Source organism: Streptomyces sp. NPDC000134 (assembly GCF_042899225.1).
GTDB lineage: Bacteria > Actinomycetota > Actinomycetes > Streptomycetales > Streptomycetaceae > Streptomyces.
The window spans coordinates 357,707-381,303 of record NZ_JBIAZN010000005.1 but is presented as its reverse complement, the minus strand read 5'-3'; the positions used below and the strand labels follow the sequence as shown (position 1 = coordinate 381,303).

Below are 23,597 nucleotides of genomic sequence, written 5' to 3'. Positions count from 1 at the left end.
ACGGTCCGCGCCGCCGGTGCCCGTGGCGGGGGTGGTGCGGTGTGCGGTGCGGGTCCGGGGGGTCACGGTGGGGTGGCGTGGTGTCCGCTGTCGGGCTCTGGGCGCGGGGTGGAGGAGGCGGCCCGGTCCGCGTGCCGCCGGTGTCCGTGGCGGGGGTGATGCGGCGTGCGGTGCCGGTTCGGGGGGGGTCACGGTGGGGTGGGGGCCGTTCCCGTGACGTGGCGGCGGGCGCGTAGGGCCAGGCTCAGGGCCAGGACCGTCTGCGGGTCGTCGAGGTCGGTGCCGAGCAGTTCGCCGATGCGGGCCAGCCGGTTGTAGAGCGTCTGCCGGTTCAGGTGCAGCTCGCGGGCGGTCTCCGCCTTGCGGCCCGCGTGCGCCAGATACGTCTCCAGGGTCGGCAGCAGCGGCGGCCGGGAGCGGCTGTCGTGCTCCCGGAGCGGGCCGATCGCCCGGTCCACGAAGGCCGCCAGGTCGGCATGGCCGCGCAGCTTCCACAGCAGCAGGTCGATGTCGAGGCGGCGGGCGTCGTACCAGGGACGGTCGCCCAGGCCCCGGGCCGCGGTCGCCGTCTCCGCCGCGTGCCGCAGCCCCGCCGACGCCGCCGCCCAGTTGCCGGCCACGCCGACCACCACGACGGGCGGGGCCCCGGGGTGGCGCATCCCGGCGCGTTCCACGCCCGCCCGCAGCGCCGCCGCGACCCGGTCCGCGACCGCCGGCCGCTCCGACTCCGCCCGCAGCCCCAGCAGCAGCGGCACCCGGCCCTCCACCGGCCGCACCCCCAGCAGCACCGGCACGCCGACCGCCGTCAGCTCCTCGGCGACCGCGCGGGCCAGCACCGCCCAGTCGCCGCCCGCCGGGGACAGCCCGTCGCCCAGCTTCATCACCACCGGCAGCAGCGGACCGTCGCCCGGCCGGAACCCCAGCACCCGGGCCTGCGCCGGGGCGTCCCCGGCCGTGATCCGGCCCTCGGCGAGGTCGGTGAGGAAGTCCCCGCGCCCCCGCGCCGCCAGCTCCTCCTCCTGCCGCGCCTGCATCAGCACCACGGCCAGGACACCGGCCGCCCGCTCCGCCGCCATCCGGTGCACCGGCGCCAGCGGCGACCGCACCGGCAGCAGCACCAGGCGGGCCCGCACCGACCCGGCGCCCGGCCCGCCGCCGGGCACGTCCACCAGCACCGAGCCCGCCGGGGGCGGGGTGTCCTTGCGCGGGCCGCGCAGCCCCGCCCAGACCTGGAGCGGACCGGCGCCCTCCGTCCCGGCCCCGGCGGCGTACAGCAGATGCCCCTCGGCGGTCTCCAGGAAGACCGGGTTGCCGCCGAAGCCGGCCAGGATGTCCAGCACCCGCGGCACCCCGCCGCCGCCGAGCAGGGCCTCGGTGCAGCGCCGGTGCACCTCCTCGGCGCGCTGGAGCAGCGCGTAGTGGCCGTTGACGATCTCGGTGTGGATCTCCTCGGTGACCGTGACGAACGGCACCTCGCGGTGCAACTGGACCAGCGGCAGCCCGGCCGCCCGCGCGGTGTCGACCAGGGCGGCCGGCAGCGTGGCGAAGCGCGGGCCCAGCTCCACCACCAGCGCCGCGATGCCGCGCTCGGCGAGCGTCCGGACGAACGCCCGCTGGTCGGCGGGCCGGGCGCCGAGCCCGACGCCCGTGGTCAGCAGCAGCTCGCCGCCCTTGAGCAGCGAGGCGATGTTCGGCACCTCGCCCGCGTGCACCCAGCGCACGGGGCGCCCCAGCTTCTCGGCGCCCGACACCACCTCCGGCAGCCCGCCGCGCAGTGCGGGCAGTTCCAGCGCGCGCCGCACGGTGATGCCGGCGCCCCGGCCGTCGTACCCGCTTTCGATCCCGCTGTTCATGCGCGGGACGCTACCCGGCCCGGTTCAGCCGCCGTACGCCCCCGAGGCGGTCAGGCGCAGGGCCGTGTCGATCAGGGGGACGTGGCTGAACGCCTGCGGGAAGTTGCCCACCTGGCGCTGCAGGCGGGGGTCCCACTCCTCCGCCAGCAGCCCGAGGTCGTTGCGCAGCGAGAGCAGCTTCTCGAACAGCCTGCGGGCCTCGTCGACCCGGCCGATCATCGCCAGGTCGTCGGCCATCCAGAACGAGCAGGCCAGGAAGGCGCCCTCGTCGCCGGGGAGGCCGTCGACGCCCTCGTCCTCGCCCTCGGTGGGGTAGCGCAGGATGAAGCCGTCCGGCGTGGACAGCTCCCGCTGGATCGCCTCGATGGTGCCGATGACCCGCTTGTCGTCCGGCGGCAGGAAGCCCATCTGGGGGATGAGCAGCAAGGACGCGTCCAGCTCCTTGGAGCCGTAGGACTGCGTGAAGGTGTTGCGCTCCTTGTCGTAGCCCCTCTCGCACACGTCCCGGTGGATGTCGTCGCGCAGCTCCCGCCAGCGCTCCAGCGGGCCGTCGGCGTCGCCGGACTCGATGAGCTTGATGGTGCGGTCCACCGCGACCCAGGCCATCACCTTGGAGTGCACGAAGTGGCGGCGCGGGCCGCGCACCTCCCAGATACCCTCGTCCGGCTCCTGCCAGTGGTCCTCCAGGTAGCGGATCAGCTTGAGCTGGAGGACGGAGGCGTAGTCGTTGCGGGCCAGGCCCGTCATGTGGGCCAGGTGCAGGGCCTCGGTGACCTCGCCGTACACGTCGAGCTGGAGCTGGTGGGCCGCGCCGTTGCCGACCCGGACCGGGCCCGAGTTCTCGTAGCCCGGCAGCCAGTCCAGCTCGGCCTCGCCCAGCTCCCGCTCGCCGGCGATGCCGTACATGATCTGGAGGTTCTCCGGGTCGCCGGCCACCGCGCGCAGCAGCCACTCGCGCCAGGCGCGGGCCTCCTCGCGGTAGCCGGTGCGCAGCAGCGAGGAGAGGGTGATCGCGGCGTCGCGGAGCCAGGTGTAGCGGTAGTCCCAGTTGCGCACGCCGCCGATCTCCTCCGGCAGGGAGGTGGTGGGCGCGGCGACGATCCCCCCGGTCGGGGCGTACGTCAGGGCCTTCAGCGTGATCAGGGAGCGGATCACGGCCTCGCGGTAGGGGCCGTGGTACGTACAGTGCTCGACCCACTCGCGCCAGAAGTCCTCCGTCGCCTCCAGCGACTGCTCCGGCTCGGGCAGCGGCGGCGGCTGCTTGTGCGAGGGCTCCCAGGAGATGGTGAACGCCACCCGTTCGCCCGGTGCCACGGTGAAGTCCGCGTACGTGGTCAGCGCCTTGCCGTAGGTCTCGGCGTGGGTGTCGAACCAGACCGAGTCGGGGCCCGCGACGGCGACGGTGCGGCCCTCGTGCTTGTGCACCCAGGGCACCACCCGGCCGTAGCTGAACCGCATCCGCAGTTCCGAGCGCATCGGCACCCGGCCGGAGACGCCCTCCACGATGCGGATGAGCTGCGGGGCGCCGTCCCGGGGCGGCATGAAATCGGTCACACGGACCGTGCCGCGCGGGGTGTCCCACTCCGATTCCAGGATCAGCGAGTCGCCCCGGTAGGTCCGCCGGGCCGCCGTCGGGGGCTCGGCCCCGGCCGCGTGGGCCGGTCCGAGCCGCCAGAACCCGTGTTCCTCGGTGCCCAGCAGACCGGCGAAGATGGCGTGCGAGTCGAAGCGGGGCAGGCACAGCCAGTCGACTGTGCCGTCCCGGCAGACCAGTGCGGCGGTCTGCATGTCTCCGATGAGTGCGTAGTCTTCGATGCGCCCGGCCACGTGCAACTCCAGTCGAACGGCCACGTCACCCCACAGGGGGGTTGTCGCTAGTGCGGTCAAGGGGTGGTTGTCCTGCGTCGTCGGGCGGCGAAGCAAAGCAGTCGCCCGGGGGTGAAGCCAATATCTGTGACGCCGAAGGACAATTGTTGCTCAACGGACTGACGAGCTCCCGCGTTCCGGTGCTGACGGGCGAGGGGTGGTGCCGTATCGCGGAAACGGGCTCGGCAGCGAACGTCCGAGCAGGATACGACGCACGTAGATGATCTGTGTGCCGCTCGGGACAACCCGGCTGCGCCGAATGAGTGAGCGCCCGGTGACCGGCGGCCGGACGCGCCCGCCCGTGTCCGTACGGCTGCGGAGCGTGGCCGGGAGCCAGGCCCTTCCGGCGCTGTTACGCTGGTAGCCCGTGGACCGGTGGGTGCTTTCCCCGGAGGCGAACCCCGACAAGGCACCCCCGAACCGCAGCGTCGGCACCCCGCCCGGAGACCTCCGGCAGGCGGCCGCAGCGCACCTCCAGACCGCGACCACGGGAGCCCCCTCTTGGCCATGCCGCCCACATCCTCGACGACCAAGCACATCTTCGTCACGGGGGGTGTCGTCTCCTCTCTCGGCAAGGGGCTGACCGCCTCCAGCCTCGGCATGCTGCTCAAGGCCCGGGGCCTGCGCGTCGTGATGCAGAAGCTCGACCCCTACCTCAATGTCGACCCTGGCACGATGAACCCCTTCCAGCACGGTGAGGTGTTCGTCACCAACGACGGCGCCGAGACCGACCTGGACATCGGCCACTACGAGCGGTTCCTCGACCGCGACCTGGACGGCTCGGCCAACGTCACCACCGGCCAGGTGTACTCCACGGTGATCGCCAAGGAGCGCCGCGGCGAGTACCTCGGCGACACCGTGCAGGTCATCCCGCACATCACCAACGAGATCAAGCACCGCATCCGCCGCATGGCGACGGACGAGGTGGACGTCGTGATCACCGAGGTCGGCGGCACGGTCGGCGACATCGAGTCGCTGCCGTTCCTGGAGACCGTCCGCCAGGTCCGGCACGAGGTCGGCCGGGACAACGTGTTCGTCGTCCACATCTCGCTGCTGCCCTACATCGGCCCGTCGGGAGAGCTGAAGACCAAGCCGACCCAGCACTCGGTGGCGGCCCTGCGGAACATCGGTATCCAGCCGGACGCGATCGTCCTGCGCTGCGACCGCGAGGTCCCCACCGCGATCAAGCGGAAGATCTCGCTGATGTGCGACGTCGACGAGGCCGCCGTCGTGGCCTGCCCCGACGCCCGCTCGATCTACGACATCCCGAAGGTCCTGCACGCCGAGGGCCTGGACGCCTATGTCGTCCGCAAGCTGGACCTGTCGTTCCGCGACGTGGACTGGACGACCTGGGACGACCTGCTGGAGCGGGTCCACCAGCCCGAGCACGAGATCACGATGGCGCTGGTCGGCAAGTACATCGACCTGCCCGACGCCTATCTCTCGGTCACCGAGGCGCTGCGCGCCGGCGGCTTCGCCAACCGCGCCCGCGTCAAGATCAAGTGGGTCACCTCGGACGACTGCAAGACCCCGGCCGGCGCCCAGGCGCAGCTCGGCGACGTCGACGCCATCTGCATCCCGGGCGGCTTCGGCGACCGCGGTGTGCTCGGCAAGGTCGGCGCGATCGAGTATGCCCGCGAGCACAAGATCCCGCTGCTCGGCCTCTGCCTGGGCCTGCAGTGCATCGTGATCGAGGCCGCGCGCAACCTGGCCGGGATCTCCGACGCCAACTCCACCGAGTTCGACCCCGCCACCGGCCACCCGGTGATCTCCACCATGGCCGAGCAGCTCGACATCGTGGCCGGCGAGGGCGACATGGGCGGCACCATGCGGCTCGGCATGTACCCGGCGAAGCTGGCCGAGGGCTCCATCGTGCGCGAGGTGTACGACGGCAAGGAGTACGTCGAGGAGCGCCACCGCCACCGCTACGAGGTGAACAACGCCTACCGCGCGGAGCTGGAGAAGAAGGCGGGCATCGTCTTCTCCGGCACCTCCCCGGACGGCAAGCTGGTCGAGTACGTCGAGTACCCGCGCGAGGTCCACCCCTACCTGGTCGCCACGCAGGCGCACCCCGAGCTGCGCTCGCGGCCCACCCGCCCGCACCCGCTCTTCGCGGGCCTGGTGAAGGCCGCGGTCGAGCGGAAGACCGCGAAGTAACACGACAGTTGTACGGTGGCCGGGGAGCGCCCCTCAGAACAGGGCGCACCCCGGCTTTTCGGGCACGTCTGGAGGGACAGGGCATGAGTATCGAGGACATCCCCGAGGAATGGGAGATCCGGGCGACCGAGACCCCCTTCCGGGGCAACAAGACCTCCGTCCGCACGGACGAGGTGGTCATGCCCGACGGGACCGTGGTCGGCCGCGACTACCAGGTGCACCCCGGGTCGGTCGCGGTCCTCGCCCTGGACGAGGAGGACCGGGTGCTGGTGCTGCGCCAGTACCGCCACCCGGTGCGCCACAAGCTCTGGGAGATCCCGGCCGGGCTGCTCGACGTCCCCGGCGAGAACCCGCTGCACGCCGCCCAGCGCGAGCTGTACGAGGAGGCGCACGTCAAGGCCGAGGACTGGCGGGTGCTCACCGACGTCTACACCACCCCCGGCGGCTGCGACGAGGCGGTACGGATCTTCCTCGCCCGGGAGCTGTCCGAGGCCGAGGGCGAGCGGTTCGAGGTCGAGCACGAGGAGGCCGACATGGAGCTGGCCCGGGTGCCCGTGGCCGAGCTGGTGCGCGGGGTGCTCGCGGGGGAGCTGCACAACAACTGCCTCGTCGTGGGCGTGCTCTCGCTGGTCGCCGCCCGCGGCGGCGACGGCCTGGACGCGCTGCGCCCGGCGCAGGCGCCCTGGCCGGCCCGGCCGTTCGAGGCGTGAGCGGCACCCGGACACCTTTGGTGTGACGATCTGCTGATCCGATCGGGCGACCCTGCCGTCGTGCTCCGCCCGGAACGCGCCGGGAGCTGAACTAGGCTCGGGAAACGCCCGAACCGGAGTTCCGGCGGGCGCCGGTGCGCGGTGGGATCGGGAGTGTGGCCCGTGACGGATCAGGCGGTGGACACGGACGGCGTGAGGCTGTCGGACGAGGCGTCCGGGGAGCCCTGGTTCCTCGGCCGCACCCGGGAACTGAAGGAGCTGCGCGCCGACATCGAGCGCGCCGGACTCGACACCCTGTCCGGCCGCAAGGCCCCCCGCGCCCGCGTGCTGCTCATCGCCGGCCGGCCCGGCTCCGGCCGCACCGCCCTCGCCGAGGAACTGACCGCCCGGGTCGCGGACGCCTACCCCGACGGGGTGCTGCGCGCCCGGCTGAGCGAACCGGACGGCACGCGCGTGCCGGTCGACCGCCTCGCCCGGGAGCTGCTCACCGCGCTCGGCGAGACCAGCGCGCCCGGCGCCGGCGAGGACGACCTGACCGGAGCGCTGCGCACCGCGCTGGCCGAGCGCCGGGCCCTGCTGCTGCTCGACGACGCCGCCGACGCCGGCCAGGTCGACGCCCTGCTGCCGGACACCCCGGGCTGCCTGGCCGTCGTCGTCTCCGGCGGCCCGCTCACCGGCATCGCGGACGTCCGCCCCTGCACGCTCGGCGGCCTGGACACCAAGTCCGCCGTGGAGCTGCTGTCCCGGCGCATCGGCTCGGTCCGGATCACCGTCGACCCCCGCGCCGCCGAGTGCCTGGTCGAGGAGTGCCAGGGCCAGCCCGCCGCCCTGGCCCTCGCGGGCGGCTGGCTCGCCGCCCGCCCCAAGGCGGCCGTCGCCGACCTGGCCAAGCACCTGCACGCCGAGACCGGGGAGAGCGGCCCGGTCGGCCGCGTCCTGCGGCTCGCCCACGCCGCCCTGCCGAGCCCCGCCGCCCGGATACTGCGCCTGCTCTCCCTCGCCCCGGCCGGCCTGGTCGACCCGCACACCGCCTCCGCGCTCGCCGGCTGCTCGGTGAGCGGCGCCCGCACCACCCTGGACGACTTCGTCGCCCTCGGCCTGCTGCGCCCGGCCCGCTCCCCGCTGCCCGAGTACGAGGTCCCGGGCTGTCTGCACCCGCTGCTGCGGGCCCTCGCCGAGCAGCACGACCGGCCCGCCGAACTGCAACTGGCCCGCGCCCGGATGCTGGAGCGGACCGTCCGGCTCCTCCAGTCCTGCCGGGCGATCACCGAGACCGACAGCCCGCAGGCCCGCGAGAAACTCCTCGGGATGCCGCGCGCCCTGCGCTTCGCGACCCCCCGGGACGCGGCCGAGTGGCTGAAGCTGCGCCGGCCCGCCCTGCTGGCCGCGGCCCGGCTCGCGGTCGCCGACGGGGAGCTGGACACCCTCGCCCGGCGGCTGATGTCCCAGTTGGTCCGGGCCATGGCCGCCCACTTCGGCACCCGGGCCGCCGCCCCCGACCTGTACGGCGTGCACCGGCTCGTCCTCGACGTGGCCGAGCGGCGCGAGCTGCCCCGGGAGAAGGCGGCGGCCCTGCTGAACCTGGCCGACCTGGACGCCCGTACCGGCCGCACCGCCGAGGCGCTGGTGCGTTACCGGGCCGCGCTGGACGCCGGACGCGAGGCGGACGACCCGTACGCGACCGGCCGCGCGATGGAATCCGTAGGCGGCGCCCATCTGGAACTGGGCGACTACGACCGGGCCGCCGACTGGTTCGGCCGCGCCCTCGCCCAGCGCCTGGCCCGCGGCGAGCAGCCCGACGCCGCCCGGCTGTACGGCCGGATCGGCACCGCCCACACCTACGCCGGGCGCTACGGCGAGGCGCTGCGCAACTGGCGCGCGGCGGTGGCCGGGCACCGCCGGTCGGGCGACGTGGCCGCGCACGCGCGGGCGCTGAGCGAGCTGGCCCGGGTCCAGGAGTACGCCGGACGCCCCGAGGAGTCGCTGCACACCTGCCAGGAGGCCGTGGAGTGGGCCCGCCGGGCCGAGGACGTACGCCTCCAGGCGGCCCTGCACCTGCGGCTGGCCGACACCCTGGACCGCCTCGGCGACCCCACGGCGGCCGGGCTGCACCGCGGCGCCGCCGAGCGGATGCTGGCCGCGGAGCCCGCCGGGAACCGGCCATCGGACGACTCGGACCCGGAACACGGAGCTAACACCTGCGAAATCCGTAGTACACCCACTGAAGATTGATGCTTTGAAAGGCTAGACAGCGGGAACGCCTTCATTAGACTGGCTCTGCCGCACGTTCTCCTGCGGTCTACCCCGGTGTGCCCCTGTGGGCCCGGGTATGTCTTGTCATAGCCACATCCCTGAGCCAAGGACCGTGATCGACGTGAAGGTCGGCATTCCCCGCGAGGTCAAGAACAACGAGTTCCGGGTGGCCATCACCCCCGCCGGCGTCCACGAGCTGGTGCGCCACGGTCACCAGGTCGTCATCGAGCGCGGCGCCGGCGTCGGCTCCTCGATCACGGACGACGAGTACGTCTCCGCCGGCGCGTCGATACTCGACACCGCCGACGAGGTCTGGGCCGCCGCCGACCTGCTGCTGAAGGTCAAGGAGCCGGTCGCGGAGGAGTACCACCGCCTGCGCAAGGACCAGACCCTCTTCACCTACCTGCACCTCGCCGCGTCCAAGGAGTGCACGGACGCGCTGATCGAGTCCGGCATCACCGCGATCGCCTACGAGACCGTCGAGCTGCCGAACCGCGCGCTGCCGCTGCTCGCCCCGATGTCCGAGGTGGCCGGCCGGCTCGCCCCGCAGGTCGGTGCCTACCACCTGCTGGCCGCCAACGGCGGTCGCGGTGTGCTGCCCGGCGGTGTCCCCGGCGTGCTGGCCGGCCGGGCCGTCGTCATCGGCGGCGGCGTCTCCGGCTGGAACGCCGCGCAGATCGCCATCGGCATGGGCTTCCACGTCACCCTGCTCGACAAGGACATCAACAAGCTCAAGGAAGCCGACAAGATCTTCGGTACGAAGATCCAGACCGTCGTCTCCAACGCCTTCGAGCTGGAGAAGGCGTGCCTGGAGGCCGACCTCGTGATCGGCGCCGTCCTCATCCCGGGCGCCAAGGCCCCGAAGCTGGTCACCAACGAGCTGGTCTCCCGGATGAAGCCCGGAAGTGTCCTTGTCGACATCGCGATCGACCAGGGCGGCTGCTTCGAGGACTCCCGCCCGACCACCCACGCCGAGCCGACCTTCAAGGTCCACGACTCGGTCTTCTACTGCGTCGCCAACATGCCCGGCGCGGTTCCCAACACCTCCACCTACGCGCTCACCAACGCCACGCTGCCGTACATCGTGGAGCTGGCGAACCGCGGCTGGGCCGAGGCGCTGCGCCGCGACCCGGCGCTCGCCAAGGGTCTCAACACCCATGACGGCAAGGTCGTTTACAAGGAGGTCGCCGAGGCCCACGGCCTGGAGCACGTCGAGCCGGCCGCGCTGCTCGGCTGACAAGTCGCCATGCGGCGAAGGTGACCAGTCAACCCGTGCCGTCAACACCACACACTTGGCCGGGCCTTGTCGACAAGGCCCGGCCAAGTGTGTGTATGGTCACTTTGCGATTCTCGGTCAACTCGCCTCGAACGTAACGCTTCAACCGATTCGCGCACCGGTGAAACCTGCTGTGCGACGGCCGTACGCCCTTGACAGAGGGATGTTTCATTGCCGACACATCGGGCCGGGTCCGGCGGATTGTGTTGCTGCGGACGGCCGACACGCCATAGAGTCGCCAACCGTCGGCATGGTGCCACGCTGACCTGTCTAGAAGTTTCCTGGTCACCAAGGAGGTAAGACGACTTGTGAATGAGTCGACATTTACTCCCGGGGGTGGTCAACCAGGAATGCCCGCACAGGCCGCAGGCCCCGGGCGGTTCGAGGCTGTCGGCTCCGTCGCTGTACGCACCTTCGCAGCCCAACAGAGCCCGCAGGCAACTCCGACAGCACACATGAGCATGGATGGCCAACACGTGAACGCCATGGCCGGTGACGGAAGTGGCGCGTCCCGCAACCACTTCGCCGACTACGACGAACTGCCCGAGGGGCACTTCTACGACCCCGACGCCGAGTACGAGCCCGATCCGGAGTACGCGGCCACGCTCGCGCCCGACGCGGCCCGTCAGCGCCGTGAGCGCGTCGGCCCGACCGGACGGCCGCTGCCGTACTTCCCCATCCCGGGCCCGCTGACCGACCACGGCCCGGCGAAGATCATCGCGATGTGCAACCAGAAGGGCGGCGTCGGCAAGACCACGTCGACCATCAACCTGGGTGCCGCGCTCGCCGAGTACGGGCGCCGGGTGCTGCTCGTCGACTTCGACCCGCAGGGCGCGCTCTCGGTCGGGCTCGGCGTCAACCCGATGGAGCTGGACCTCACCGTCTACAACCTGCTCATGGAGCGGGGCATGGCGGCCGACGAGGTGCTGCTGAAGACGGCGGTCCCCAACATGGACCTGCTGCCCAGCAACATCGACCTGTCGGCGGCCGAGGTGCAGTTGGTCAGCGAGGTCGCCCGCGAGTCGACCCTCCAGCGGGCGCTGAAGCCGCTGATGGACGACTACGACTACATCGTGATCGACTGCCAGCCCTCGCTGGGCCTGCTCACGGTCAACGCGCTGACCGCCGCGCACAAGGTGATCGTGCCGCTGGAGTGCGAGTTCTTCGCGCTGCGCGGTGTGGCGCTGCTGACCGAGACGATCGAGAAGGTGCAGGAGCGGCTCAACCCCGACCTGGAGCTGGACGGCATCCTCGCCACCATGTACGACTCGCGCACGGTGCACAGCCGTGAGGTCCTCGCGCGGGTCGTCGAGGCGTTCGACGACCACGTGTACCACACGGTCATCGGGCGCACGGTCCGCTTCCCGGAGACCACGGTCGCCGGCGAGCCGATCACCACGTACGCCTCCAACTCCGTCGGCGCCGCCGCCTACCGCCAGCTCGCCAGGGAGGTGCTCGCCCGGTGTCACGCCGAGTGAGTCTGCCGGGGGCCGACGAACTCTTCCGCACCACAGGGGGTACGGCGCTCCAGGCGTCCACCCCGCGACGCCAGGCCAACGGCGAGGCCCGGGTCCCGGCGCCGGCGGGGGAGAGCGACCCGGCCGCCGCCGAGGACGCGCCGCAGTCGGTGCCCGCGCAGGGCGGCGAGGGCGCTGAGCACGTGGCCGCGGACGCGGAGCCGGGAGCCGACGGCGAGCCGCGCAGCCGGGGCGCCGGGCGGCGCGGAGAGGGGCAGGAAGGCGCTGCCGCCGGCGCGCCCCGCAAGCGCGGCCGGGCCGCCGCCCGCCGTCCCAGCGGGCGCGAGCGGCACGACGAGAAGATCACCGTGTACGTCTCCGCCGAGGAGCTGATGGACCTGGAGCACGCCCGCCTGGTGCTCCGGGGCGAGCACGGCCTGGCCGTCGACCGCGGCCGGATCGTCCGCGAGGCCGTCGCCGTGGTCCTCGCCGACCTGGAGACCCGGGGGGACGCCAGCATCCTCGTACGCCGGCTGCGCGGACGGTAGCGATAGCCTGCGGAGGCCATGACCTCGAACGACGCCCCCCGCCCCGGCCCTTCCGGCAGCTTCCGCCGCGCGCTGGGGCGGGGGCCGCTGGCCCCATCGGAGGCGGAATCCCGGCCGGAGCCGGAGCCTCAGCCCCAGCCGCCGGAACCGGAGCCTCAGTCCGAGCCCGAGCCTCAGCCCGAGCCCGAGCCTCAGCCGGAACCCGGACCGGAGACCCGGCCGGAACCCGAACCAGCAGTGCCCGGCGTGGAGCCCGCCGACGCCGCCGACGGTGTCTTCACGGTGAAGCTGGCGAACTTCGAGGGGCCCTTCGACCTGCTGCTCCAGTTGATCTCGCGGCACAAGATGGACGTCACCGAGGTGGCGCTGTCGAAGGTGACCGACGAGTTCATGGCGCACATCAGGGCGATGGGGCCGGACTGGGACCTGGACCAGACAACCGAGTTCCTGGTCGTCGCCGCCACCCTGCTCGACCTGAAGGCGGCCCGGCTGCTGCCCGCCGCCGAGGTCGAGGACGAGGCCGACCTGGCCCTGCTGGAGGCCCGCGACCTGCTCTTCGCGCGGCTGCTGCAGTACCGGGCGTACAAGCGGATCGCCGAGATCTTCAGTGAGCGGCTCGACGCCGAGGCCCGCCGCTACCCCCGTACCGTCGGCCTGGAACCGCACCACGCCGAGCTGCTGCCCGAGGTCGTGATCAGCATCGGGGCGGAAGGATTCGCCCGGCTCGCCGTCAAGGCGATGCAGCCGAAGCCCAGGCCGCAGGTGTACGTCGACCACATCCACGCGCCGCTGGTCAGTGTGCGCGAGCAGGCCGGGATCGTGGTCGCCCGGCTCAGGGAGCTGGGTGAGGCCAGCTTCCGGGAGCTGGTGCGGGACACCGACGACACCCTGACCGTCGTCGCCCGCTTCCTGGCGCTGCTGGAGCTGTACCGGGAGAAGGCCGTCGCCCTGGAGCAGGAGACGGCGCTCGGCGAGCTGCTGGTGCGCTGGACCGGCGGGGACGGGGCCGCCGGCCCGGCGGTGACCGACGAGTTCGACCGGCCGGCCGAGCGGCCGAAGGAGGAGCGCACGCCATGAGCGCCGAGCCCGACCTCAAGCCCGCCCTGGAGGCCGTCCTCATGGTCGTGGACGAGCCCGCGACCGAGGAACGGCTCGCGAAGATACTGGGGCGGCCCCGGCGGCTGATCGCGGACGCCCTGCGCGAGCTGGCCGACGAGTACACCGCCCAGGGCCGCGGCTTCGAGCTGCGGCTGGTCGCCGGCGGCTGGCGGTTCTACAGCCGCCCCGAGTACGCCGCGGCCGTCGAGGGCTTCGTCCTGGACGGCCAGCACGCCCGGCTCACCCAGGCCGCGCTGGAGACCCTCGCGGTGGTCGCCTACCGCCAGCCGGTCAGCCGCAGCCGGGTCTCCGCGGTGCGCGGCGTGAACTGCGACGGCGTGATGCGCACCCTCCTCCAGCGGGGCCTGGTCGCGGAAGCGGGCACGGAACCCGAAACAGGTGCGATCCTGTATGTGACGACGGACTACTTCCTGGAGCGGATGGGCCTGCGGGGCCTGGACGAGCTGCCGGAGCTGGCGCCCTTCCTCCCGGAGGCGGAGGCGATCGAGGCCGAGACACTGGAAGGGGTTCCGTCGTTCGATCCGGACGCTCCGGATTCCGAGGACGCAGACGACAAGACGGAACTTTGATGCGAAGCAGCAGCGGCAGGAACAGCAGCGGAAACAACGGCGGGAGCCGTGGTGGCAACAGCGGCGGCCGCGGCGGGAGCAGCGCGGGCCGCGGGACTCCCCGCGGGGCCGGCGGCAACCGCGACGACAAGCAGGGCGGCCGGCCCAAGCGGCCGCGCCCGGAGGAGCGGCGCTACGACGTGGGCCCCGGCGCCACCCACGAGGGCCCGAAGTCGGGCCGCGGCCCCGCGGCCCGCGGCGGCAGCAAGGGCGGCCCGAAGAAGCCCCAGCAGCGCGGGCGCACGGCCCCGGCGCGTCCTCGTGAGTACGAGACGCAGATCGAGGAGCGCAACCGCGACCGGTACGCGGGCAAGAAGGACGTCAAGCTGCCCAAGACCTTCCCGGGCGCCGAGCAGGAGGGCGAGCGCCTCCAGAAGGTCCTCGCCCGCGCGGGCTACGGCTCCCGGCGGGCCTGCGAGGAGCTGATCGAGCAGGCGCGCGTCGAGGTCAACGGCGAGATCGTGCTGGAGCAGGGCAAGCGGGTCGACCCGGAGAAGGACGAGGTCAAGGTCGACGGCCTGACGGTGGCGACCCAGTCGTACCAGTTCTTCTCGCTGAACAAGCCCGCCGGTGTGGTCTCCACCATGGAGGACCCGGAGGGGCGGCAGTGCCTCGGCGACTACGTCACCAACCGGGAGACCCGGCTGTTCCACGTGGGGCGCCTGGACACCGAGACCGAGGGCGTGATCCTGCTCACCAACCACGGTGAACTGGCGCACCGGCTGACCCACCCCAAGTACGGCGTGCGCAAGACCTACCTCGCGCACATCGTGGGCCCGATCCCGCGCGACCTGGGCAAGCAACTGAAGGACGGCATCCAGTTGGAGGACGGTTACGCGCGCGCGGACCACTTCCGGGTCGTCGAGCAGACCGGCAAGAACTACCTGGTCGAGGTCACCCTCCACGAGGGCCGCAAGCACATCGTCCGCCGGATGCTGGCCGAGGCCGGCTTCCCGGTCGACAAGCTGGTGCGGGTGGCGTTCGGACCGATCACGCTGGGCGACCAGAAGTCCGGCTGGCTGCGCCGCCTGTCGAACACCGAGGTCGGGATGCTGATGAAGGAGGTCGACCTCTAGGGCCTTTCGTCCGGATCAGCCCGCAGACGCGGGGCAAGGCGCAGCAGATTCCCTGCGAGCTGATTTGAACGACAGACCCTGGGCACCGCCCAGGACCGAGGGGTTGTCCCGGCCGGCCGCCCTCTTTATAGTCGAACTGACTATTAAGGGGGTGGCCGGTCGTGCGTGGTGACGACAAGCACGCCTACGAGCCCTTCGCCGTCACCGTCGACCTCGCCGTGTTCACCCTCCGCGCGGACGCCCTGCACGTCCTGCTCGTGGAGCGCGGGGAGGAGCCGTACGCCGGACACTGGGCGCTGCCCGGCGGTTTCGTGCGGCCCGAGGAGTCGGCGGAGACGGCGGCCCGGCGCGAGCTGGCCGAGGAGACCGGCCTCACGGACGGCACCGGGCCGCACCTGGAGCAACTGCGCACCTACAGCGAACCCGGCCGCGACCCCCGGATGCGGGTCGTCTCCGTCGCCTTCGCCGCGCTGCTGCCCGGCCCTCCCGAGCCGCGCGGCGGCAGCGACGCGGCCCAGGCCCGCTGGGTGCCGTACGACGAGGCCCGCGGCCTCGCCTTCGACCACGACCGCATCCTGGCCGACGCCCGGGACCGGGTGGGCGCCGAGCTGGAGCACACCTGCCTGGCCACCGCCTTCTGCCCGGCCGAGTTCACCCTCGGGGAACTCCAGCGGGTCTACGAGACCGTCTGGGGCACCACCCTCGACCGGCCCAACTTCCGGCGCAAGGTCCTCGCCACCCCCGGCTTCGTCGAACCCGTCCCCGGCGCCGCCAGGCTGACCGGCGGCCGGGGCAAACCCGCCGCCGTGTACCGCGCCGGCCCGGCCACCGCCCTGCGCCCGCCCCTGCTCCGCACGTTCCGGGAAGGACACCCCGCATGACCACGACCACCGTCGCCAAGCGCGCCGCCACCGGCACGCTCACCGGCCTCGCCCTGGGCGACGCGCTCGGCTACCCCACCGAGTTCAGCGACGTGCCCGCGATCCTCGCCCGGTCCGGTACCTGGCGCGGCCTGGAGCTGCCCGAGCCGGCGCTGGTCACCGACGACACCCAGATGACGCTGGCGCTGGCCAGAGGGCTGCGGGACGCCATGGACCGGGGGGTGCTCGCGCCCGAGGGGATGCGCGAGGCCGTCCGGCGGGAGTTCATCGCCTGGAACCGGTCGCCGGAGAACGACCGGGCCCCCGGCACCACCTGCCTGCGCGCCTGCGACCTGCTGGAGCGGGCCGACCGCCGCTGGCAGGACGCCAGCCAGATCCACTCCAAGGGCTGCGGCGCCAACATGCGGGTCGCCCCCGTCGGGCTCGCCCCCGGGCTGAGCGAGGAACAGCGGGCGGGCGCCGCCCAGGCGCAGTCCGCGCTCACCCACGGCCACCCCACCGCGCTCGCCGCCTCCGACCTCACCGCGCACGCCGTACGGCTGCTGGCCACCGGTACGGAGCCCGCCGAACTGGTCGAAGCGCTGCGCTCGTACGCCCGGGAGAACCGCACCCGCTACCACGAGCGCTGGCTCGGCGACCTGTGGACCCGCGCCCAGGACCCGGACCCCGAGCACTTCATCGCCCGCGGCTGGGACGAGTGCCTGGCGGCCCTCGGCCGGCTCGACGACGCCGTGCGCACCGTCTCGCCCGAGACCGACCCGTGCCTGGCCACCGGCGCGGGCTGGATCGCCGAGGAGGCCCTGGCCACCGGGCTGCTGTGCTTCCTGCTGTTCCCCTGCGAACCGCTGACCGCGCTGCGCCGGGCCGCCTGCACCTCCGGCGACTCCGACTCCATCGCCTGCCTCGCCGGTGCCTTCGCGGGCGCCCACCTCGGCGCCGACGCCTGGCCGGACGACTGGGCCGACCGGATCGAGTACCGCGGCGAGCTGCTGACCTTCGGGGCGCTCTGGGACGTCTGACGGCGCGTGCGGCGGGCGCGGGCCGTCAGGTCAGCCGGACGGCATCCCCCTCCACCGCGATCCGCTTCGCGGGCAGCGGCTCGGTCGCGGGGCCCCGCTGCACCGCGCCGTCCGCGATGGCGAACCTGCTGCCGTGGCAGGCGCAGTTGATGGTGCCGCCGGCCACCTCCGCCACGGTGCAGCCCTGATGGGTGCAGACCGCCGAGAACGCCTTGAAGTCGCCCTTCTCGGGCTGGGTCACCACGACCTTCTCGTCCTTGAAGACCTTGCCGCCGCCCACCGGGATGTCGCCGGTGCGCGCCAGTTCACCGGTGGTGGCGGAGGGGGGCGCCGACTTCTGGTCGCCGTCGTCGCCGTCTCCGCCACCGCCGCCGCAGCCCGCGGTGAGCGCCGTCGCGCCCGTCGCCAGCAGAACCGTGCGGCGCGTCGCACTGTGGGTCATGTCGTCACTCCGAGGGGGATCGAGAAGGGGGATCGGGAGGGGCGGAGCCCGGCCGGTTGAGCATCTTGGCATCGAAGCGGGCGAAGCGGAAGCAACCCGGAGGAGCTGGGCAAAACGCGCCCCCGGCGCACGGGCGCACCGCCGTCTCGGAGACCGGGCGCGCACACCGGGTGCCCGGGAGCTGACTACGCTGGACGGGTCATCCACCCGAGAGCCGTGTCAGCGAGGAGCGAAGCCGTGGCGGTACGAGCGGTCAGGGGCGCCGTCCAACTCCGGCGGGACGAGGCCGGCCACATGGACGAGCAGGTGTCGGCCCTGCTCACCGCCATCCTGGAGCGCAACGCGCTGACCGCCGAGGACCTGATCAGCGTCTGGTTCACGGCCACGCCCGATCTGCGCAGCGACTTCCCGGCCGCCGCGGCCCGCGGGCTCGGCCTCACCGACGTACCGCTGATCTGCGCCCAGGAACTCGACGTCGAGGGCGCCATGCCGCGCGTCGTCCGGGTCCTCGCCCACGTCGAGTCCGACAGACCGCGCGCCGACATCGCCCACGTCTACCTCGGTGCCGCCGCCGACCTGCGCAAGGACATCGCCCAGTGAGAACCGCACTCGTCATCGGCACCGGACTGATCGGCACCTCCGCCGCCCTCGCCCTGACCCGGCGCGGGGTCACCGTCCACCTCGCCGACCACGACCCCGAGCAGGCCCGTACGGCCGCGGCCCTCGGCGCCGGCACCGACGCCGCCCCGGACGGTCCCGTCGACCTCGCGGTCGTCGCCGCCCCGCCGGCCCTGGTCGCCGACGTCCTCGCCGACGCCATGGGGCGCGGCGCCGCCCGCGGCTACCTCGACGTGGCCAGCGTCAAGGGCGGCCCCCGGCGCCAGCTCCAGGCGCGGGGCCTGGACCTCACGGCGTACATCGGCACCCACCCGATGTCCGGCCGGGAGAAGTCCGGTCCGCTGGCCGCCACCGCCGACCTGTTCGAGGGCCGGCCCTGGGTGCTGACGCCGACCCGGGACACCGACACCGAGGTGCTGAACCTCGCCCTGGAGCTGGTCTCGCACTGCGCCGCGGTGCCCGTGGTGATGGACGCCGACGCCCACGACCGGGCCGTCGCCCTCGTCTCCCACATGCCCCACCTGGTCTCCAACCTGGTCGCCGCCCGCCTGGAGCACGCCGAGGAGAGCGCCGTACGGCTGTGCGGGCAGGGCATCCGCGACGTGACCCGGATCGCCGCCTCCGACCCCCGGATGTGGATCGACATCCTCTCCGCCAACCCCGGTCCGGTCGCCGACCTGCTCACCGACGTCGCCGCCGACCTGGAGGAGACGGTACGGGCCCTGCGCGCCCTGGAGTCCGCCGACGGGGAGAAGCGCCGGCAGGGGACCGAGGACATCGAGGCCGTGCTGCGGCGGGGCAACGCCGGGCAGGTCCGGGTGCCGGGCAAGCACGGCACCGCCCCCCGGGCCTACGAGACCGTCGCCGTGCTCATCGACGACCAGCCCGGCCAGTTGGCGCGGATCTTCGCCGACGCGGGGCTGGCGGGCGTCAACATCGAGGACGTACGCATCGAGCACGCCACCGGGCAGCAGGCCGGCCTGGTGCAGCTCACGGTGGAACCGCAGGCCGCCGCCGGACTCACGACGGCCCTGCGGGAGCGGGGCTGGGCGATCCGGCAGTGACGGTCCGGCCGGTACCGGTCCCGGTGGCGGAGGTCCGAGCCCCGTACGGTCCCGGCCGCCGGGGGCCGGACCGCACACCGGTCCGAAGGCTCGCGGGGAGCCAGTAACCTGGTGCGGGGCGCGCTCGTGCCCCGCACCGCACTCACCACACCGCACCAGGAAGGTGTCCCCCCGTGGATAACGGCGCCGCCCCGACCGCCCCGGCAGTGATTGTCGCCATCGACGGCCCCTCCGGCACGGGCAAGTCGAGCACGTCGAAGGCCGTCGCCGCGCAGCTCGGCCTGAGCTACCTGGACACCGGCGCCCAGTACCGGGCGATCACCTGGTGGATGGTGACCAACGGCATCGACACCGACGACCCGCACGCGGTCGCCGCCGCGGCCGGCAAGCCCGAGATCCTCTCCGGCACCGACCCGCACGAGCCCACCATCACCGTCGACGGCGTGGACGTGGCCGGCCCGATCCGCACCCAGGAGGTCACCGCCGAGGTCAGCGCGGTCAGCGCCGTCCCCGAGGTGCGGGCCCGGATCACCGAGCTGCAGCGCTCGATCGCCGCCTCGGCGCCGCTCGGCATCGTCGTCGAGGGCCGTGACATCGGCACCACCGTCCTGCCGGACGCCGACCTGAAGATCTTCCTCACCGCCTCCGCCGAGGCCCGCGCCGCCCGCCGCAGCGGCGAGCTGAACGGCGCCGACGTGCGGGCCACCCGGGAGGCCCTGATCAAGCGGGACGCGGCCGACTCCAGCCGCAAGACCTCCCCGCTGGCCAAGGCCGACGACGCCGTCGAGGTGGACACCACCGACCTCACCCTGCCGCAGGTCGTCGAGTGCGTCGTCACCCTCGTCGAGGAGAAGCGGGCGGCCAAGTGACAGCACCGTCCGAGCGGGGAGCCGAGATCGGGCGGCGCATCGGCGTCGGCCTGATGTACGGCCTGTGGCGGCCGCGCGTGCTCGGCGCCTGGAAGGTGCCCGCGACCGGCCCGGTGATCTTCGCCGTCAACCACTCCCACAACATCGACGGGCCTATGGTCATGGGCGTGGCACCCCGGCCGACGCACTTCCTGATCAAGAAGGAGGCGTTCGTCGGCCCGCTCGACCCGTTCCTGACCGCCATCGGCCAGGTCGAGGTCGACCGCACCACCACCGACCGCACGGCGATCGGCCGGGCGCTCGACGTGCTGTCCGCCGGCGGGGTCCTCGGCATATTCCCCGAGGGCACCCGGGGCGAGGGCGACTTCGCCTCGCTCCGCGCGGGCCTCGCGTACTTCGCGCTCCGCGGCGGCGCCCCGATCGTCCCGATCGCCGTCCTGGGAAGCTCGGAGCGGCCCGGACGGTTGATAAAGGCGCTGCCCCCGCTGCGCTCCCGCGTGGACGTCGTCTTCGGCGACCCCTTCGAGGCGGGCGACGGCAGCGGGCGGCGCACACGCAAGGCGCTGGACGAGGCGACCGAGCGCATCCAGAAGCAGCTCACCGCGCACCTGGGGAACGCCAGGCGCCTCACCGGGCGCTAGGTAACACTTGAGTAGTGGATCACCCGGTACAGAGGTGCTCCACCGATCACCACGATGAACGAGGTACGGACTTCATGAACGACGACATCCACTCCGGCGGCTCGGGCGAGGAGCACGACCACGGGGCGCTTGGCGACGCCGAATACGCGCAGTTCATGGAGCTGGCCGCGGAAGAGGGCTTCGACATCGAGGAGGTCGAGGGCGCGATCGAGGCGGCCGGGCACGGCCCGCTGCCCGTCCTCGCCGTCGTCGGCCGCCCCAATGTCGGCAAGTCGACCCTGGTGAACCGGATCATCGGCCGCCGCGAGGCGGTCGTCGAGGACAAGCCGGGCGTCACCCGCGACCGCGTCACCTACGAGGCCGAGTGGGCGGGCCGCCGCTTCAAGGTCGTCGACACCGGCGGCTGGGAGCAGGACGTGCTGGGCATCGACGCCTCGGTCGCCGCGCAGGCCGAGTACGCCATCGAGGCCGCCGACGCGGTGGTCTTCGTGGTGGACGCCAAGGTCGGCGCCACCGACACCGACGAGGCCGTCGTCCGGCTGCTGCGCAAGGCCGGCAAGCCGGTCGTGCTCTGCGCCAACAAGGTCGACGGCCCCAGCGGCGAGGCCGACGCGGCCGCCCTGTGGTCGCTGGGCCTCGGCGAGCCGCACCCGGTCTCCGCGCTGCACGGCCGCGGCACCGGCGACATGCTGGACCGGGTCCTGGAGGCGCTGCCCGAGGCCCCGGAGCAGACCTTCGGCGGCGGCGGGGTCGGCGGACCGCGCCGCATCGCCCTGATCGGCCGCCCGAACGTCGGCAAGTCCTCGCTGCTGAACAAGGTGGCGGGCGAGGAGCGCGTCGTCGTCAACGAACTGGCCGGAACCACCCGCGACCCGGTCGACGAGCTGATCGAGCTGGGCGGCGTCACCTGGAAGTTCGTCGACACGGCGGGCATCCGCAAGCGCGTCCACCTCCAGCAGGGTGCCGACTACTACGCCTCGCTGCGCACCGCCGCGGCCGTCGAGAAGGCCGAGGTCGCCGTCATCCTGATCGACGCCTCGGAGTCGATCTCGGTGCAGGACCAGCGGATCGTCACCATGGCGGTGGAGGCCGGCCGGGCGGTCGTCCTGGCCTTCAACAAGTGGGACAACCTGGACGAGGAGCGCCGCTACTACCTGGAGCGGGAGATCGAGACCGAGCTGGGCCAGGTGGCGTGGGCGCCCCGGGTCAACGTCTCGGCGCGCACCGGGCGCCACATGGAGAAGCTGGTCCCGGCGATCGAGACGGCCCTGGCGGGCTGGGAGACCCGGGTCCCGACCGGCCGGCTCAACGCGTTCCTCGGCGAGCTGGTCGCCGCCCACCCGCACCCGATCCGGGGCGGCAAGCAGCCGCGCATCCTGTTCGGCACCCAGGCGGGCACCAAGCCGCCGCGGTTCGTGCTGTTCGCCTCCGGCTTCATCGAGGCCGGTTACCGGCGCTTCATCGAGCGCCGGCTGCGCGAGGAGTTCGGCTTCGAGGGGACGCCGATCCACATCTCGGTGCGGGTGCGCGAGAAGCGCGGCGCCAAGAAGAAGTAAGCGGAAGAAGCGAGCGGAAGACGGAAGGAAGGGCGGTCCCGGCGGGACCGCCCTTCCTTCCGTCTCACCGTCTTGCGGTCAGGCGCCTCTGCGCGGGCCCGGTGGCAGCGCCGGGACGTGGTGGTGCACGCCCAGCCGGGCGGTGTGCGCCCCGGCGCTGTAGGCGCTGTACGCGCCCCTGCTGCGCGGAATGAGCCGGAACGAGATGAACCCGAGCTCTTCCTCGCCGCTGCGGTCGCCCGGCAGCGAGCGGAAGGACCGGAGGTACTCGGCGTAGAGCGCGTCGTAGATCGGCGTGGCCGAGGGGCCGCCCTGGCGGTGGAAGGCGTCGTATGCGTGCACATCTGTGCAAACGACCCCGGGGCCGAAGGGATGCGGCTGAGCAGCGCCTCCCCGGCGCCGGGGCCGGTCAGGTGCCCGCGAGCGGCAGCGCCGCGGCGACCAGCTTGCCGCGGGCCGCGGCCTTGTCCAGGGCGTCGCGCAGCAGGTCCTCGCGGGGCTGCCGGCCGATCGATCCGACCGGCGCGGCGAACAGCAGCACCTGCTGGTGCTTGTTGGCCGCCGTCCGCCAGCCCTCGGTGACCTGGAGCGGCTGGTGCGCCTGCCACCAGGCGATGGGCCGGCCGCTCTCGCCGCCCGGCTGGAGCACCGCGTGCAACTGGCCGGCGGCGAGCAGCACGGACCAGCCGTGCAGCACGGGCGGGACGGCGGCCAGGTCGGCGACCGGCAGGAAGCCCTGCTCGGTCAGGAGGAGCAGGAACTCGTCGTCGGGCCCGTGGCCGCCGGGCCGCACCACGGGCGCGGTCGGCTCCACGACCAGCGCCGGGTGCAGCTCCCCGGCGATCAGGACCAGTCCGCTGGTCACGCCGAGGACCGCCTGCTCGGGTACGGACTTCTCCGGTTCGTGGTCGACGGTGTCCCCGTTGATGGATTTCACCGCCCCCCGGAGCTGTTCCTCGGTCACCTCGACGACCTGGGAGGGCAGACAGCCCGCGTGGGCGAAGGCGAGGACGGCGGTCTCCTCCCCGACGAACAGCACGGTGCTGGTGCGCTCCAGCTCGCAGTCGCCCGGGGTACGGCAGGAGGTGCAGTCGTAACTGCCCGGGGCGGTCTCTCCGGCGAGCAGGCGCTCGGCTTCTTCGTCGCCGATCTCGGCGCGTACCTCGTCGCTGACGTCGAGCATGCGCGGCACGGGTGACTCCCTCGGAATGCGGTACATGGCGGGACCGGGCGGCTCCCGGCCCGTGGTCGGGGCGGGTCCCCGGCTCATGAAGAAGACAACGCCCGATCCGCGGCGGGAGTCACGCCCCGCGGCGCACGGAATCGAACCGCCCGGCCGGAACCGGTCGCAACCGATCAACTCCGGCCCCGGACGCGGCGATTGCGGCCCTTCGCGCGGTACGGGCCGAGGCCGGGGTGTCGCGGTCCGCCCGCCTCGCCGCCGAGGCCGGCCGTGCCGCGCCCGCCCGCCTCGCCGCCGAGGCCGGCCGTGCCGCGCCCGCCCGCCTCACCGCCGGGGCCGGCCGTGCCGTGCCCGCCGCCGTCGCGGACGGCACCTGACCGCGAGGGCTGCCAGACTCGCCC

22 protein-coding genes are annotated in these 23,597 nt (G+C 73.2%); 17 read left to right on the top strand and 5 right to left on the bottom strand.

Going from position 1 to position 23,597, the window contains the following annotated elements; translation table 11 throughout:
• Window positions 1-188: 188 nt before the first annotated feature.
• Together ACFY32_RS10595 and ACFY32_RS10590 are read right to left on the bottom strand one after the other, a co-directional pair.
• Window positions 189-1,853 (bottom strand): PucR family transcriptional regulator, encoded by a 1,665-nt coding sequence (locus ACFY32_RS10595; RefSeq protein ID WP_390673902.1) that lies wholly within the window; start codon window positions 1,851-1,853, stop codon window positions 189-191.
• 24 nt (window positions 1,854-1,877) lie between these two features.
• Complete coding sequence (locus ACFY32_RS10590; RefSeq protein WP_359203268.1) at window positions 1,878-3,680, bottom strand: glycoside hydrolase family 15 protein; 1,803 nt, start codon at window positions 3,678-3,680, stop codon at window positions 1,878-1,880.
• Between the two features lie 546 nt (window positions 3,681-4,226).
• Between ACFY32_RS10590 and ACFY32_RS10585 the strand changes: the two genes are divergently transcribed.
• From ACFY32_RS10585 to ACFY32_RS10535, 11 genes are all read left to right on the top strand, one after another.
• Window positions 4,227-5,876, top strand: a complete 1,650-nt coding sequence (locus ACFY32_RS10585; protein WP_359203256.1) for a CTP synthase — start codon at window positions 4,227-4,229, stop codon at window positions 5,874-5,876.
• A gap of 83 nt (window positions 5,877-5,959) precedes the next feature.
• Window positions 5,960-6,586, top strand: coding sequence for an NUDIX hydrolase (locus tag ACFY32_RS10580; protein ID WP_359203253.1), 627 nt, complete (start codon window positions 5,960-5,962; stop codon window positions 6,584-6,586).
• Window positions 6,587-6,748: 162 nt separating this feature from the next.
• Window positions 6,749-8,818 (top strand): tetratricopeptide repeat protein, encoded by a 2,070-nt coding sequence (locus ACFY32_RS10575; protein ID WP_390673901.1) that lies wholly within the window; start codon window positions 6,749-6,751, stop codon window positions 8,816-8,818.
• Window positions 8,819-8,951: 133 nt separating this feature from the next.
• Window positions 8,952-10,076 (top strand): alanine dehydrogenase, encoded by a 1,125-nt coding sequence (gene ald, locus ACFY32_RS10570; protein WP_359203247.1) that lies wholly within the window; start codon window positions 8,952-8,954, stop codon window positions 10,074-10,076.
• Window positions 10,077-10,465: 389 nt separating this feature from the next.
• Window positions 10,466-11,593 (top strand): ParA family protein, encoded by a 1,128-nt coding sequence (locus ACFY32_RS10565; protein WP_359203244.1) that lies wholly within the window; start codon window positions 10,466-10,468, stop codon window positions 11,591-11,593.
• Window positions 11,578-12,120: a hypothetical protein gene (locus ACFY32_RS10560; RefSeq protein ID WP_359203241.1), complete on the top strand. Its 543-nt coding sequence runs from the start codon at window positions 11,578-11,580 to the stop codon at window positions 12,118-12,120. Before ACFY32_RS10565 ends, ACFY32_RS10560 begins: the two co-directional genes overlap by 16 nt.
• 18 nt (window positions 12,121-12,138) lie before the next feature.
• Entirely contained in the window at window positions 12,139-13,197 is a 1,059-nt protein-coding gene (locus tag ACFY32_RS10555) for a segregation and condensation protein A (RefSeq protein ID WP_390673900.1), read from the top strand.
• Window positions 13,194-13,808 carry an SMC-Scp complex subunit ScpB gene (scpB, locus tag ACFY32_RS10550; RefSeq protein WP_359203235.1) on the top strand — a complete coding sequence of 205 codons (615 nt, stop codon included), beginning with the start codon at window positions 13,194-13,196 and terminating at the stop codon, window positions 13,806-13,808. The genes ACFY32_RS10555 and scpB overlap by 4 nt, the downstream gene beginning before the upstream one ends.
• Complete coding sequence (locus tag ACFY32_RS10545; RefSeq protein ID WP_359203232.1) at window positions 13,808-14,923, top strand: pseudouridine synthase; 1,116 nt, start codon at window positions 13,808-13,810, stop codon at window positions 14,921-14,923. The genes scpB and ACFY32_RS10545 overlap by 1 nt, the downstream gene beginning before the upstream one ends.
• Before the next feature lie 161 nt (window positions 14,924-15,084).
• Window positions 15,085-15,804 carry an NUDIX domain-containing protein gene (locus ACFY32_RS10540; protein WP_359203229.1) on the top strand — a complete coding sequence of 240 codons (720 nt, stop codon included), beginning with the start codon at window positions 15,085-15,087 and terminating at the stop codon, window positions 15,802-15,804.
• Entirely contained in the window at window positions 15,801-16,823 is a 1,023-nt protein-coding gene (locus tag ACFY32_RS10535; RefSeq protein ID WP_390673899.1) for an ADP-ribosylglycohydrolase family protein, read from the top strand. The genes ACFY32_RS10540 and ACFY32_RS10535 overlap by 4 nt, the downstream gene beginning before the upstream one ends.
• A 25-nt stretch (window positions 16,824-16,848) precedes the next feature.
• Here the strand turns inward: ACFY32_RS10535 and ACFY32_RS10530 are convergent, their stop codons facing one another.
• Window positions 16,849-17,265 carry a Rieske (2Fe-2S) protein gene (locus tag ACFY32_RS10530; protein WP_390673898.1) on the bottom strand — a complete coding sequence of 139 codons (417 nt, stop codon included), beginning with the start codon at window positions 17,263-17,265 and terminating at the stop codon, window positions 16,849-16,851.
• 237 nt (window positions 17,266-17,502) lie between these two features.
• On the opposite strand from ACFY32_RS10530, the gene aroH reads away from it, so the two are divergent.
• The 5 genes from aroH (at window position 17,503) to der (ending at window position 22,013) form a co-directional block, all read left to right on the top strand.
• Entirely contained in the window at window positions 17,503-17,865 is a 363-nt protein-coding gene (aroH, locus tag ACFY32_RS10525) for a chorismate mutase (protein ID WP_359203219.1), read from the top strand.
• Complete coding sequence (locus ACFY32_RS10520; RefSeq protein WP_359203216.1) at window positions 17,862-18,947, top strand: prephenate dehydrogenase; 1,086 nt, start codon at window positions 17,862-17,864, stop codon at window positions 18,945-18,947. The genes aroH and ACFY32_RS10520 overlap by 4 nt, the downstream gene beginning before the upstream one ends.
• A gap of 173 nt (window positions 18,948-19,120) precedes the next feature.
• On the top strand, window positions 19,121-19,816 hold the full coding sequence (gene cmk, locus ACFY32_RS10515) for a (d)CMP kinase (RefSeq protein ID WP_390673897.1): 696 nt from the start codon (window positions 19,121-19,123) through the stop codon (window positions 19,814-19,816).
• Window positions 19,817-19,869: 53 nt separating this feature from the next.
• Window positions 19,870-20,457 carry a lysophospholipid acyltransferase family protein gene (locus ACFY32_RS10510; RefSeq protein ID WP_390673917.1) on the top strand — a complete coding sequence of 196 codons (588 nt, stop codon included), beginning with the start codon at window positions 19,870-19,872 and terminating at the stop codon, window positions 20,455-20,457.
• A gap of 74 nt (window positions 20,458-20,531) precedes the next feature.
• A complete protein-coding gene (der, locus tag ACFY32_RS10505) occupies window positions 20,532-22,013 on the top strand; it encodes a ribosome biogenesis GTPase Der (protein WP_359203210.1) in 1,482 nt (493 codons plus the stop codon).
• Window positions 22,014-22,091: 78 nt separating this feature from the next.
• Here the strand turns inward: der and ACFY32_RS10500 are convergent, their stop codons facing one another.
• Both ACFY32_RS10500 and ACFY32_RS10495 read right to left on the bottom strand, forming a co-directional pair.
• The gene (locus tag ACFY32_RS10500) at window positions 22,092-22,355 is read right to left on the bottom strand and encodes a hypothetical protein (RefSeq protein ID WP_359203207.1); all 264 of its coding nucleotides are present in this window, start codon (window positions 22,353-22,355) and stop codon (window positions 22,092-22,094) included.
• A gap of 67 nt (window positions 22,356-22,422) precedes the next feature.
• Window positions 22,423-23,205: a hypothetical protein gene (locus ACFY32_RS10495; protein ID WP_359203204.1), complete on the bottom strand. Its 783-nt coding sequence runs from the start codon at window positions 23,203-23,205 to the stop codon at window positions 22,423-22,425.
• 224 nt (window positions 23,206-23,429) lie between these two features.
• Between ACFY32_RS10495 and ACFY32_RS10490 the strand changes: the two genes are divergently transcribed.
• On the top strand, window positions 23,430-23,573 hold the full coding sequence (locus tag ACFY32_RS10490; RefSeq protein ID WP_390673896.1) for a hypothetical protein: 144 nt from the start codon (window positions 23,430-23,432) through the stop codon (window positions 23,571-23,573).
• Window positions 23,574-23,597 lie beyond the last annotated feature (24 nt).